This window comes from Dongshaea marina, assembly GCF_003072645.1.
GTDB classification, from domain to species: Bacteria; Pseudomonadota; Gammaproteobacteria; order Enterobacterales; family Aeromonadaceae; genus Dongshaea; species Dongshaea marina.
Genome location: NZ_CP028897.1, coordinates 2,737,173 through 2,751,723 on the forward strand (window position 1 = coordinate 2,737,173; position 14,551 = coordinate 2,751,723).

9 protein-coding genes are annotated in these 14,551 nt (G+C 45.6%); 4 read left to right on the forward strand and 5 right to left on the reverse strand.

The features are described 5' to 3' along the window. Positions 1–265: 265 nt before the first annotated feature. Complete coding sequence (locus DB847_RS12980; protein WP_159084602.1) at positions 266–2,473, reverse strand: inverse autotransporter beta domain-containing protein; 2,208 nt, start codon at positions 2,471–2,473, stop codon at positions 266–268. Positions 2,474–3,602: 1,129 nt separating this feature from the next. Between DB847_RS12980 and DB847_RS12985 the strand changes: the two genes are divergently transcribed. The 4 genes from DB847_RS12985 to DB847_RS13000 all read left to right on the forward strand — a co-directional run bounded on the left by DB847_RS12985 (position 3,603) and on the right by DB847_RS13000 (position 9,137). After that, entirely contained in the window at positions 3,603–4,349 is a 747-nt protein-coding gene (locus DB847_RS12985; RefSeq protein WP_108651087.1) for a hypothetical protein, read from the forward strand. Positions 4,350–4,422: 73 nt separating this feature from the next. Next, positions 4,423–5,247 carry a hypothetical protein gene (locus DB847_RS12990; RefSeq protein WP_108651088.1) on the forward strand — a complete coding sequence of 275 codons (825 nt, stop codon included), beginning with the start codon at positions 4,423–4,425 and terminating at the stop codon, positions 5,245–5,247. A gap of 7 nt (positions 5,248–5,254) precedes the next feature. After that, a complete protein-coding gene (locus DB847_RS12995; RefSeq protein ID WP_108651089.1) occupies positions 5,255–7,801 on the forward strand; it encodes a TcfC E-set like domain-containing protein in 2,547 nt (848 codons plus the stop codon). Positions 7,802–7,874: 73 nt separating this feature from the next. Next, positions 7,875–9,137, forward strand: coding sequence for a hypothetical protein (locus DB847_RS13000; RefSeq protein ID WP_108651090.1), 1,263 nt, complete (start codon positions 7,875–7,877; stop codon positions 9,135–9,137). 430 nt (positions 9,138–9,567) lie between these two features. On the opposite strand, the gene DB847_RS13010 is transcribed toward DB847_RS13000, so the two are convergent. The 4 genes from DB847_RS13010 to DB847_RS13025 all read right to left on the reverse strand — a co-directional run bounded on the left by DB847_RS13010 (position 9,568) and on the right by DB847_RS13025 (position 14,542). Next, entirely contained in the window at positions 9,568–10,326 is a 759-nt protein-coding gene (locus DB847_RS13010; protein WP_108651092.1) for a PAS domain-containing protein, read from the reverse strand. A gap of 381 nt (positions 10,327–10,707) precedes the next feature. Further along, positions 10,708–11,391 (reverse strand): response regulator, encoded by a 684-nt coding sequence (locus DB847_RS13015; RefSeq protein ID WP_108651093.1) that lies wholly within the window; start codon positions 11,389–11,391, stop codon positions 10,708–10,710. Next, complete coding sequence (locus tag DB847_RS13020) at positions 11,388–14,015, reverse strand: DUF4118 domain-containing protein (RefSeq protein WP_108651094.1); 2,628 nt, start codon at positions 14,013–14,015, stop codon at positions 11,388–11,390. Before DB847_RS13020 ends, DB847_RS13015 begins: the two co-directional genes overlap by 4 nt. Continuing rightward, positions 14,015–14,542: a potassium-transporting ATPase subunit C gene (locus DB847_RS13025; protein ID WP_108651095.1), complete on the reverse strand. Its 528-nt coding sequence runs from the start codon at positions 14,540–14,542 to the stop codon at positions 14,015–14,017. Before DB847_RS13025 ends, DB847_RS13020 begins: the two co-directional genes overlap by 1 nt. Positions 14,543–14,551: the final 9 nt, after the last annotated feature.

Genomic DNA, 14,551 nt, shown 5'->3' on the forward strand with positions numbered 1-14,551 from the left:
AGAGCTTATCCCCCAAGGGTCGTGTGGATCCCGGTTGCTCCTGAATCAATAATGCTATAGGTGAGTGACCCGTGGGCCCCTAGCATATTCACCCTGCTAAGATCAAAATCCTGCCCCACGATCATGACCGCCGAAGCCGGTGATGGCAAAATAGTACCTGGAGCAATACGCTCTACAGTCAACTCGAATGTAGTCTTGGTCTTATCATGCGTTGCATCGCCGGCATCGCTGATATGAACGGTAAAAGTTCCAGCCTTAGTGACCGTCAGTATCCCCCCGAATAGATCCCCCTACCACTCCCATTTTCGACGGAGTCGGTAGATACCCCCCCATAATCATTACTAATTTTTGTCACACTCTTAGGATCACTGAGCTGGATCCTGCCACTGTCAGCCAGAGTCAGTGTTTTATCCTGTGCGGAAATCGAGGGATATACAGTTAGCTGAAAACTCGTCTTGCTCTGCTGGTGCGATTCATCTCCCTGATCCTGAATGTTCACTTTAAAAGTTCCCACCTGATCAACGGTGAGAGTTCCATCCTTGAAACTCCCCTGCCCTGTCTCATTGTCTACGCCAGTGACTGTTACCTTGCCATAGTAATCTTTCACCTGGGCAAAGGAGACGGGATCGGTTAGTGATATCTGGTGATTTTCCGGACGGGGGCGCCGCTGTGCCAGGGCTTTCATGGCGGGTAAGGCCTTCCCAACCTTGAGTTGAAAGGTGACCGGATAATCCCCCTTATCATCGCTAATATCGAGATTAATGACCCCCCTCTCGGTGATATGGCTAATTAACCGGGTGCTGGGATCATATGTTGCCCCGGTTGTACCAGGATTAAATTCATATTTCAGCTGTGCTCCAGGTGAAGCGCCTGTAACTTTCAGAGTTGAAGTATCAAATGTCTCACCAACATGGGTGACTGCTGAGCTTGGGTCAACATCCAGGCCCCTTCCACCATCACTGTTTTTATTCACTCGTACCAGAATTTTTCTGGAGCTACTGAAACCCTGCGTATCGGTCGCTGAAACGGTCAGCTGTAGAAGCTTGGGCTTAGCTCCCAACAACATGAGTCCTGGCGAAATACTAAAGCTTGGATGTAAAGGATTCGCTCCATCAAACTTACTCTGATCTTTGAGGCTACCGCTATAAGCCACCTTAAACCCATTGTCGCCGCTCTTATGATCTGATGAGGTGCTGCGGACCTCTCGAAGCTTTTGCCGGGGATCAAGGATCTGAATGTGGAAATCGGCATCGGCCCCTTCTGCGCAGGTATAAGTGTTTTTATGACCTTTCAGGAGATGGATGTTTTTACCAGGGAGCACTTTTATCTGAGGATTCAGAGACGGGTTCGGCTTTACCACAATTTCTGTCGTCGCTGATGCCGTATTACCTTTGCTATCTGTCACGGTCAGAGTAAGAGGATAATGGTTATTTTCATCTCCACCTGCCTCAATATCTTTACTGATCGTGGGCTCGAGAGCATATTCACTGGACAGGCTGGCCAGAATATTTGAGGGGCCATTGAGTGAGCTACTCCAATGGGCTTGCAGTGGATGATACTTGGCGTGAATCTCGGGAACGATCACTTTAGACTCACCCTCTGTCAGCTCTATCTCCTTAGGCAAGGCAACCTGTAGCACCGTTTTTTTCCGATACTCAAGGACAATGACAGGGTTGCGCTCAACCAGATCGAACCGCATTCCCCTGAGAGAGTGCGCTACTTTAACCATATCCGGATCGATCTGCTTGTCGATGGGAACGCCAAACCTATAGGTCAGATGAGCCCCCAGGGTAAACTCATCATTGCCACCTTTACTATGCGAGTAGTTTCCATCAAAACTCAACAAAGGGATGGGTGTGTAGTCCATCCCGGAAGACAGCCGATAGGGATCTGCCTGCATACTATCAAGGCTGCCACTCCCCTGAAGATCGACCAGAGAGCCAAAATACTGTTCATCCTTGAGCTTGAGCCCAAGTTGTGGATAAAAAGGAAGATAATAGTGAAGATCCAGATCGACTCCCTGAGCCGGGCGAGATTGATAATCCTCGATCTGAGATGCATCTTTCCATCCTGAAAGAGGAAAATAGTAGTTACTACCAAGCTTTAAATTATCCTTCCAGATCTCAACACCTAACGAGCCTCGCACTGAATGCTCACGGGTCAAATCCTGATCCACAAAGCCGTTGATCCCTAACATCCAATTCTTAAAATACTGACGACGCCCCAGCCCCATATTCAGATAGGTACGACTTCCAACATCGGCATGGTGGAGACCAAACTGACCAAATACCAGACGTGATTTTGTATTCGACAGTGAAAGGAGCAGGTCAAGGTTATACCCGGTTGGTTTCATATCATCGTCAGTCAGGACCCCTCCCTTAAAAGTCCCCCACTGCTTAAACAGACTTGAGAATTTGCTATTAAAATAACTTGCCAGGCCACCCTTTCCTTCAGAGACCATATTTGTCGACATTTGATCCCACGAAGTATACTGATTCTGTCTCTTATTCCCGTAACAGTCCGACGACACCTGGCAGGTCATTTTTTGATATGATGCAGAAAAATATTGAGCCAGCGAATCTAAGAATTGATTGCTTTTCGCCGGAGTATCTCTGGTATTCTTAGCAGCTTGTTGTTTTGTCTTTTTTGCTCCACGGGATAAGATCACTGATTCTGGGATCCAGATCAGATCCCCTTTCTTAAATTTTGTGTCAATAAAATCAAAACTCATATCTTGATTAGAAGAAATAACAACCGCAGGCGTTGTTTGAAGTTCAGTTGCTAATTCATCTAATGACTCTGTATGAGTCACTCGATATAGAGTTAACTCTGTCCCAGGCGTAGTGTCCATCTCTCTATGGTTAGCAGCCTGAACTGATAATGGCATGGATAAAAGAACAAATGACAGGTAATAAATAATACAAGAGTAAATACTCAGCTTTTTGAGTGGAGATTGATTAATCTGATACATATTATCATCCATGATGCTATCTATCGAAATATCGTCTTAATTAAAAAATCATCAAGAAAAGAGAAGGGTAAATCAAATTAATCCATTAAAAACAACAGGTTACATTCACGGCCAATATTTTCTCCTATAGATATTAGCAGACTACACTCCAACCCGTGCGTAAGAATATGCCGCATCGATTGTCTCAGATGGCAGGAACATTTGCATAGACCATTAATTGGTCTATGCAAATGTTCTCAGTCATGTATAATAAAAGGTTTTTTAAAGCTCCATCATGGTGATCTGAATCGCATTTTTTAATCCCTCACTCCCCAAAAAATAGTACAAAGATACTATTGACTCCTGGAAAATAAAGGGATAGTTTCACAGTGAACATAGCTCAGGTATTTTATTTCACTGGAAATAAATCTGACCGTTCCGATTCAATTTCCATTTAAGCCAATTAATAACAAATCAGATGCCAAATAAAAGGAGCTACTTAGCGATGCACAGATACTCATCATGATAAGTTTTCCAGCGATGCCATCAACATGATGTGGTCCCATATCCTGTGAGGGGATGTTGTTTTTCTATAAGTTTTTGGCAAATCAATAAAACGCTGCACTCTATATTCATCACATAAGGATTTATGATGAAAAGTAATCAATCGTTTATGCCTGTTCGATTATTCCTTTTGGGATTAATCTCGACAGCCCTATCCGGCACAGCTTGTGCGCAAGATCCAAGCTTTACCATTCACCTCTCTGCAACAGTCAACCGGCCAGAACCTGTGATCAACTTTTCACTGCAGTCCAAAACCACAGGTCTATCAAGCACGACGGATCCTGTGGTTGATCTTGGATCAAGTCCGATACTGGCGACCACTGATCCATTTAAGGGACATTTTGTATGGGGCAAGAAAAGTGGCACCAACCTGACGAAGATGGGTGATCTAACCAGTTACTATGCTCTGGATATCTATAATACCGATCCCAATGCCTATTACTTTGACACCATCACTCTTGTAACACACAACAGCACCCTTTCAAGTCCGCAAGCATCTGGCCTGATTACAGATCAAATTGCACTACCAGACCCGAGTAATCCTGGGATTGCCTGTGTCACTCCGGGCACTCCGGGAGAAAAGACTACATACCCCTCTGATTTTTTCGACAAAACAGCAACTACGCCTATAGCTTACTCAGCACCAAATAACTTCTCACCATCTGAACAGTACACGATCAATCAAACCTACTCCGATGATAACGTGTTTATCCCCATTGGCTTTATCGGAGTCATGGATGTCAGCGACTATCGAAAATCCCCGAATACCACTTATACAGGGAGTGTCACCATAGTTGCCAAAGGCACATTTAAACCTAATAGTACCAGTGCATAATATTATCAATTAACTTCATCGGTGAAGCAGAATCACTCTGCTTCACACCTATTTGACAGAGTGGCTAATTTTAATGTCGTCTAAAACCATAAAAAAAACAATTTTCTATATTACGCTTCTATTCATTTGTTTGGTATATATCACAATAGCCAAAGCTGACGAAATAAATAACAGTCAAATCGTTCCGTATAAAGAGTGCCACGGTGGAGTTGCCATCAATGGTCTATTCAACTATTGGCATACTGATGATAATTCCCCCCAAGATCAGCTTGTCAAAACTCTAACCAACAATAGCTGCAGCACACCAAAATATTTCCTTGTAAAGGTGTATAAAGTAACCCACCCACTAAGCAAAGAAAAAGATAAGCTGCTAACACTTAAAGATATGACACAAAGCTTGATGGTTTATCCAAATCATTTGGTTGTCCTGCCAAAGCACTCTGTAAATATTATTTTCTCCCTGCCCAATGGTCGCCCTAAAGATCTTGGATTTTACCGGGTCGCATTTCTCCCTGTCATTCCTGAAAAAGAGTATGGGTTTAACATCTCTCATAAGCAGCTAGAAAAAATAAGAGCCAGGGCATCTGTCGGGATTGGATTATCCACCGCCCTGGTCATAGAGCCCAAAAGTGTAAAGTATAGTTATCGAATTAAGCGTGATCAAGGGAAAGTAAAGATAAAGAATACAGGAAATGGGGTTATTATTGCCGAAACTTTTGATAAGTGCATTTCTGATCACTTACCTGAGAAAAGCTGTAAATACAGAAAAAACACCCGGAGCTACATCTACCCGGGACTTCAGGAACAATTCAATCTTGCAAACTATCGAGATCAATTATCCCTATCTCTCGAACTTGGGCAAACACGGAAAATGATGAGTTATAGAGTAGTAAAGTGAGCCTCTCATGAAAAAGAACCTATTCTCAATACTATTGCTTATGAGTAATACGGTATCAGCTCAGCAAGTCATATCTCAGAATATCAATGTGCCCTCACTGAAGATTAGTGTAGCTTACACTTCAGCCCCCCAAGAAGGGAATGATAATTCACCTTTTGACTGGAGCGCCATACCAAAGTCATTTCAAAATGAATTTAAAACCCAGGGTTTTCCTATAAGCATCTCGTACTCCGGAAATGATATGGGTGTACATATAGCTCATATTAAAGATAAAAAATTATCTATCGAATCTCCAAATAAATTACTAAAAAAATTACCACTATCTATTTCAGCAAAAAAATATATGATAGATATATTGGAAAATGGATTCATTGCAAACAAGCCAATTATTTGCTCAAACAAGCTAATCAACATGCATGTTTGCACCATTAAAAATCAGCAACTTATTTTAGTTAAGCTTAGCCTTGATACTCTGAAGGCAAAACTAATTTTGAATAAATCACTATTCAAAACACAAATAATCTCTCACCATAATTACCTGCCTCCTCCGGAAAAAAATTATTTATCATCTGTCATGCAATACAGCCTGAATTCATCCAAAACATTTGGTGATAGTAATAATACAAGCACATCAAGCCTTGCTCTCACAAATACAACTGGCTATTCAAACACCCATGCAATAGCCTCCGGTTACCTCTCTCATAATGAGCACTACAATGATTATGTCCTAAGCTCACTTAAGCTGATTCACAACAACCAAAAGAGCGTTACCAGTCTTAACTATGGCAATGGAACAGGCATATTTGGTTCTTCCAGCTCAGGGATGAACTATGGGTATGGAGGTAAAGTTATCGCTGCCAGTTGGTACTCAAGTAATAGTCTACTGCTTGACAAGTCTCAACAATCGCTGAATCCCATCATCATATTCGTTCCTCGTCACACGACAGCACGAATCTATAAGGATGGAACTTTACTAAGTGTGCAGCACTTTGATATTGGTTCTCATCAACTTGACACATCTAATTTCCCAAGTGGCGTCTACCCGGTGAAAATCGATCTCCTGGAAGGAGGGAAAGTCACAGGATCGCGAACAGAGATCATCAATAAACCTTTTGATCTCTCAACACTATCTCCAAACCTGGGTATTGCTTACTCTCTTTGGGGAGGCATCGCATCACAAAAGGATGACTCCGAGTTTGATATGCCCTACTTTGGAGGTTCTCTACGCAGAGTCATGAGTCCTCATCTATTCAGCAGCCTTAACCTATATCAGATAGGTCAGGTTTCAGTTGTTGAACTTGATAACCAACTCGCTCTCCCTGAGAACATCAGAAGTAATATCAATGCCGGAGCTGACGCGCATGGAGGATTTGCTTTCACTGGCAGTCTTCAGAAATCATTTGGTTCGATGCTTAATATAAGCCTCCTTTATAACCATGTGAGAAAAAATAGCCATTTCGATTACTCACCCTTTGATTTTGAATCAAACAACATCAACTTGAATGCATCAATATTTATGGCGCAATATGGGACTCTGTCATTAAATAACACCTATGATATCCAACGAAAGAATATGGGATACAATGCATCATATATGTTAAACCTATATAGTGGTCATGGTTTTTTTATCCAGGGAAACATATCCGCATCTTGGGATAATGATGAAAGCATCATCGGCTCTCCCGATCAATTTAACTACTTCTATGGATTAACGCTAACGCATGTTTTTAACGACAACAGCAGTGTTAATTCTAGTCTCATATATAACCCCAATCAGAAAACATTCTCAGCTGATTCAAGCTATTCTTTAGCTGCCGACAATAAATCGTTTATCACTAATGGAAGCATTGGAGTATCTCATCGTGATAATGCAGACATGGTCAGTGGTTCACTATCTATGGATCGAAGTTATTTGCAAGGGGCAATTAATGCTAGTGCCATTCAAAATGACTCAGGTCATAATACTCAAAGCCTCGCAAGCTCACTGAGTGGTAGTATAGCCGTATCCGGTGGCGATATGGCTTTCAGCCATAATACAACAAGCGATAGTGGAATCATTTTTGACTTAGAATCGCCTGAGAATGTAAAGATGATTCTTAATATCAATGGTAGCCATTACCCGGTATCCACTGGAATTAACTTTATTCCATTAACTCGCTATTCATATTATGATGTATACTTAATGAATTCAAATGAAAATAAGGATTCATTATGGTGGAAGAGCTCAGATGACAGTTTTGTCTTATATCCAGGGCAAATTTATCATATTAAGCGCAAGGTGATTCCAACCATTCAGGTCGTCGGTCAGATCGTGAGTCATAATACGAGTGCACCCTATGCCAAAATTGATAATCATCTCTCATCGGAGCATAGTGATGCTCAAGGATACTTTATGATAGGAATAAATAAATCATCGCCTAAACTAGCAATCACCCTCTCCAATGGTAAACGCTGCTCATATCAACTAAGCAAAGATAAAATCAATAACATTCACAATGGTTCATGGATTGGGAAGGTCCTATGTAATGGAGCGCATAGCTCATCTCATCATTAGATGAATGACCAAAATAAAATACGAGTTATGTTAGAAGAAATCTTCCTGAAACATTAAAGATATGGATAGAATGATGAACAAACTGATAACGTTAATAACTTATACATCTATATGTATCTCAACCGCCATAGTAGTTAACATTCTGCTTTCTCCTTTAAGTTACGCCAGTGAAGAAGTCATTTTTCATAATACAGTAGACATTCAACCTAAAATCACTCTTAATCTTACCTCGGATGGCGACAGAATATTAAACATCGACAGTTTTGCTGGTGCAACTCCTGCTTCTTCAGAAGAAGTCCTGACCCAGAACGGACACTACCTGGTTTGGAGGCAAACAAATCAGAACCCATCCGTTCTGATGCAGGTACATACACCTTCACCTTCTAAAGGGAGTAGTATTCAACAAACTCCATTTTCTAAGGTTAGTGAGAAAGCCCTGTTCAGTTATGGTGTTCAACAGAAACCATTAGATATAAAGCTTCTCGCCTATATAATAGAAATTTATCCAGATAATAATAGAGATAAGCTATCTGTCCACTTTAATCAGTCCTGCGTTCTCTGGAGTAGAAATATTGGATCGGCAACCCAGGCTTTGATTCAAGCCGGATGCACCAACCTAAACTTTACGGTTACGAATTCTGCCACCTGGAACGAGAGTATCCGAGCTGGCTACTTTGGCATATCGAAAGAGCAGCTCCACAACCTTCGCGGAGGACATTGGTCTTTAAAAAATAGTTTTCTATTACAGCCCTCTCAGGGTCAAAATACCAGCATAGCGCCACTAGTTACCAACCATGACTCTAGTCGTAACCCCACCGCAGTCAATGATTATCAAAATAATCTAGCCAGGTATGCATTTCAATTTAATGCTCAGAACCTAACCCTGAATATTCCTTTTACCAGCAGTTTCTGGTTAGCCAATAATCATCAACGAACAGCCAATATCACCCTAATAAATTCAAAAAATAGCCGGGGTGATTATATAGCATCTCCCGATCTTCAACTGGAGTACACAACCAATCAATCCATTGTCGGTGTCAAATATAGTACTCTTTGTGATAACCAGCTCACCGTTCACGGGATACGCTATTGTGCCATCGAAAATCCAAAGACCAAGGTAAAGAGCCCGGTTGAGGTATTCCTTTCATCCTGTGAGGATAACACAGATGCTCTTTGCGGCAGTTTCAGGAAGCTGTATCTTGGATCTGAAATAGATATCAGAACAACGAGGGAAACTTCCTATATTAAGCTTCACTTGATGGCTCCAGCCTTGGGGAAGAAGTTTCCTGGCCATTACTCGGGTATGATCACCGTCATGGCAAATGCTCAGTTTTAGTAACACAGACCGATTTACTATGGTCATATCTCAGATCGGTTGTTCGATTTTAGATGACTTGTTTCAGCATCACTGGCCTTCTGCTGCAGGGCTGAAGCTTCAAAGAAGCGAAACGAGAGGTAGGATACCGAACTGGAAGAGGGTATCAGGGATGATAGCCGGGGCAGTAGAGATCCCATGGGTAAGTTGCTTTCGGAGCAACACACCTAAGCAGGAAGCTAAGCTCGGAAGGAATCTCATGGAAGAGATCCGGATTTACAGCGTGCTGGTGATGGCTGAATCCAGGCATCACCAGCAGATGACAAACACCACCCTCGCGATATTTATGCCTGAAAGACTCACTATGAGCTACTTTGATAGTTCTCATAGTGAGTCTAATATTCATATTCGCCAAGTTACTGAGGCGCTCCAGCAACCAAGCGTCGCTACTCTAACGCGCTTTTTCCCTGAGCAAAGTATCAAGCTCAGCGGAATCAAGTGGGATTGAATTAGGCTTGTCGAACAGAAAGCGCTGCGGAATGTTGGAGATCCACCCATGACTTCTCAGGTGATCGGCTAATAAAGGGACTGGAATATCCAGCTGCTGGCTGACTCGCTTAATTCGCATCTCGGCTGCATTTTTACTGATCCCAAGGCGCTGGGAGATACTCTTATAGCTAAGTCCCAGAGAAAATAGAAAAGCCGCTTCCCAATTATTTTTAGATAGACTGATCTGAGATATCCCCTTAGCCTCTTCTCCAGCTATGGAAAATGCTTCATTCTTTAAAATACCTCCAAATAGAACCTTGGAGAAGATGGTTAGTGAATGTTGAATGGGCTCTCCCTGGACCACTATATACTCAAGTTCACCCTGAGCATTGAACAGTGGCGTCTTTCGCATCAGATAACTTTTTAACTGACGATCCTTTCCAAAGAAGTTGATCTCAAGAGAAGACAGAGACTTTTTACTCTTTTTTATCTGTTGATCCTGACAGAGGTATAGCTCAGAAAATTGAGCTATCTCCTGTGGTAACTGCCTTACATTTAAAGATCGAATATCCAATTCATCGGGGAGATGAAGAAGTTCGCGATAACTTTGATTAACATAGATGAAGCGTGAGTCTGCGTCTTTCAGAGCCATAGGCTCAAGGCAAGCATCCATAAACTGAAGCATCAGTTCCTGGCTAGCTGGCTCTAGCATCCCTTTCATTTTTGGTGTCCCTTATTGTGATTGTTATCTACCAACAAGGGAATGATTCAATTGATGTTCAAAGCCTCAGCTAAGGATAGTTGTTAAACGACTGCCAGTTCATGCTCAACCCCAGATAATCTACAGCTGAATAAAGACTCATCTGCCTGTGAGTGTTGTCAGCAATTATCAAATTAAGGTCTAAGTTTAAGATTTTCCCTAAAACAGTCGCTGTTCAACAGGCACCACAGGAATGAGCTCTTATATATGAGCAATTAGCATCAATCCTATAGTTAGATCGCAACGAGCGAGAATCAGAAATATCCAACGCCTGAAGTTATCATGATCGGTATCCGGGGCTTGGCTGTCTGTAAACAAATTAATTGCCACAGCAAAAAATAGCTAGCCCTCATCCATACGTAATCGGTAACCGATACCTGTTTCCGTCTCTATATATCGAGGCTGCTGAATATCATCACCCAACTTTTTACGTAGCTGGCCAACCAGAACCCGCAGGTAATGGCTATCATCCTTGTGCGTCTCTCCCCAGATAGCAGTCAGCAGAGTCTGCTGAGTAACCAGCTTCCCAGCATGGCGAGCCAGATGCTCAAACAGGGTAAACTCCTTTTTGGACAGATGGATCTGCTGTTCACCCCGCAGCAGTTTGTGATTCACCAGGTCAAGGCAGAGATCGGCCACTTCAATGTATTGAGTCGCCGGCGTCTGCTGATAGTCCCGAAACAGCACCCGGACCCGGGCTAACAGTTCCCGGATCCCAAAGGGCTTGATCACATAGTCGTTGGCTCCGGCTTCCAATAGCCTTACCACTTCACTCTCCTGGCTGCGCGCCGAAACCACCAGCACAGGGATCTGGCTCCATTGACGCAATGTACTGAGCACCTCAAAACCATCCATATCCGGTAGCCCAAGATCCAGTAAAACTAACTCCGGGGCGTGCTGGGTACAGCACACCAGTGCCTGCTCTCCGGACTCTGCCTCCAGTACCTCATAGCCTTCGGCCCTGAGACTGATCCGCAGGAAAGTTCGGATCGCCTGCTCATCATCAACCACCAGAATCTTCATCATTCACTCTCCGCGCTGTTTTGATCCAAAGGAAGCTGGATCTGGATGCAGGTTGCATACCCCTCCTCTTCTGTACACGCCAGAGCCTTGATGGAGCCACCGTGGGCCTGAATCATTCCCTTGGCAATGGCCAAACCCAGGCCACTCCCTCCCGGACCCCGATCCCTCTTGCGTGTCGTAAAGAAGGGCTCAAAAATCTGCCAACGCAAATTGGGATCGATTCCAGGCCCCTGATCGTAGATTTCAATTTTCAATTTGTCTTTCAGTTTGCGAACGTTTATACCAATTCTGCCGTCAAGTTTTGTCCATTGGCAGGCATTATCCAGCACATTGAGCAAAGATTGCTCCAAAAGCGAGGCGTGAACATTCAAACGTGGGATCCCCTCATCCACATGGGTCACCAGTTCAAAAGGCTTTAACTCGGTCTCAAGACGCCCGATCACATTGGAGAGCAGTTGCTCTACCTCAACCGGCTGGCGATTGAGGGTCAACTCCCCCTGACCGATCCGGGTCATATCCAGAAGATGAGTCACATAGCGATGCAGACGTTTACCTTCGGTCGCAACCCCCTCGATGAGACTCAACTGTTCAGCCTGGCTCAGCTGTGTATGGTATCTGAGCCAGCTATCCGTGCTACCAATAAGGGTTGTCAGCGGCGTTCGTAGATCATGGGAGATTGAGGAGAGCAATACAGCTCTGAGCTGCTCAGTCTCACTCTTGAGACGCTCCTCCGCCAGAGCCTCTCTGAGCTCACTCTGGGAGAGGGCCTGACGCCACACCTCAAGCCAGGCATCCAGCTGATTGCGCCGCTGGCTCGATTGTAAGGATTCATCGCCGCGGATCCCCACCACCTGATGGACCTGTCCATCATTGAGTTTAAGCGGCAAAAATAACCAGTCACAGCTATTGAGGGTATTGGTAGAAAAGCCGGCAGCCTCACCGTTACTCAGACACCAGTTAGCGGCCGTTTGCTCCTTCACAGTCACCCCGGCTCCCGGAGAGGAGCGACTGATGGTGGTTAACCCTTGGTCAGGATCCTTACCCATCACCAACACATCCAGACCCAGGGCCTGGGAAAGCTGCCGGCCTCCCTCTTCGAGAAATTCATGGTGGGTCAACTGACCGGAAAGACGACGACTAAACTCCAACAGGCTGGTCGCAAAATGGTTGCTGCGTCTGAGATACAACACCTGCTTACGCAGTCGCGAAGCCAGGTGCCCGGTAAAGAGCGCAAACAACAAGAACACCAGAGCTGTGATGGTGTCGGAGCGGTGCTCTATAAAAAACTGAAAATAGGGCGCGGTGAAGAAGAAATTAAAACACAGAAATGCCACCACAGCGGCAAACAAAGTCGCCCGCACCCGGGTACGCACCGCCACCACCAGGACCCCGACCTGATACACCATCGACAAATCTGAGAGTGACAGCCAGTGGCTGAGCGGAAAGGCGATCACACTGGCAATAGCCATCACCACCAGTGCCTGCAAATAATCTTTGAGATCGCCGCGCTCATCGCGGCGCGCTCGACGCCTGCCAGGTTTAGGTGCCGGCACCAGGATGAGATTCCATCCCTCATCAACCCCTTGCAGCTGCTGCCCGATCCCCTTTCGCCACCAGCGGGCTGCGCGATTTGCAACCATAAGGGCCGTTACCTTGCGCCGCCTGGCAACTTCACGCACAGCCCGGGGACGATCGGAATCGTAGAGGATCTCCACATCGGCTCCGAGATCACGCGCCAGTTGTAAAGCCCCGGCAGCCTCTGAGGCCCGGGCCTCCTTACCAAAAGCCACCACAGACCAGGAGAGATGCCGCAGCCTTGCAAATTGATGTCCCCGTCGGATCATTGCCTCAGACTCTTCCAGGGATTCAATACATACCAACAGATGGGGTACGATCGCCGCCTGATTATCTCCCTTGGCAGTCCTCAGTAATTGGGTTTGGCGGTCGACACACTGAGCCGCCGTATGCAGGGCCAGTTCACGCAGCGCCGAGAGGTTCCCATGAGTAAAGAATGAGCTCATTGCGGCGCGCGCCTGATGAGGCACATACACCTTACCCGCCTCAAGCCTTCCCAGCAGCTCCCGAACCGGCAGATCCACCAATTTTATCTCGAAGGCAAGCTCCAACAGGGTATCCGGAACCTGCTCGCGTACATCCACCCCGGTCAGCTGTTTGACCGTGTCATGCAGGCTCGCCAGGTGCTGCACATTGAGGGTGGTAAACACATCAATTCCCGCCTTGAGCAGCTCTTCGACATCCTGGTAACGCTTTTGGTGACGACTGCCCGGCACATTGGTATGTGCCAGTTCATCAAGGAGCAGCAGATCCGGGCGGGCCTCCAGGGCCCCATCGAGAGAAAACTCAGCCAGTGACTTTCTGCGGTATTCATGGATGTCACAGGGAATGCGCTCCATTCCCCTGGCCAGAGCCGCGGTGTCCTGTCGTCCATGGGTTTCCACAACGCCGATCAACACCCGGCGACCGGCAGTAAGCTGCTCTTTAGCCGCTTGCAGCATGCTGTAGGTCTTGCCGACTCCGGGCGCTGCCCCCAAAAAGATGGTCAAACGCCCACGGCTACTCTCTTCAACCGTCGACAACAGGGCATCGGCTCTGGCTTCATCTCTCATTAATGGATTCCGCTTATCTTGTCTAACTCTTGATTCAGGCGCATCACATTAACATAGCGAGGCCCCAGCATCCCACCCTGAGCCTGTTTTTGTATCACAGACTCAAGCTCAAACTGCGACATGTGTCGCGCTCTGGCAACCCTTGGGATCTGGTAAACGGCCGCATCAAAGGGGAGATCCGGATCGACGCCACTCGCCGACACCGTCGCCAGCACCGCAGGCATCCCAGGCTTGGCGTGAGCGGCTTCAAATTGGCGGCGCGCTTCACTGGAGACCGCCAGATTCCCCCTGCCCCCATTATCCTGACCGGTCAGAGGACGCAGATGAAAATAACCTTTGCCTGAATAATCCTGGCCCAAAAGGTAGGAGCCACGGGCTTGACCCGAACCATCCAGGATCAGGCTGCCATTAGCCTGAGCCGGCCACACAAGCTGTGCGATTGCCATCACCACTCCGGGGTAGAACACCCCGGTGAGGACACTCATCATCACCAGTAACAGCAGGGATTCTTTAATACTCTTAATCATCAATCTCTC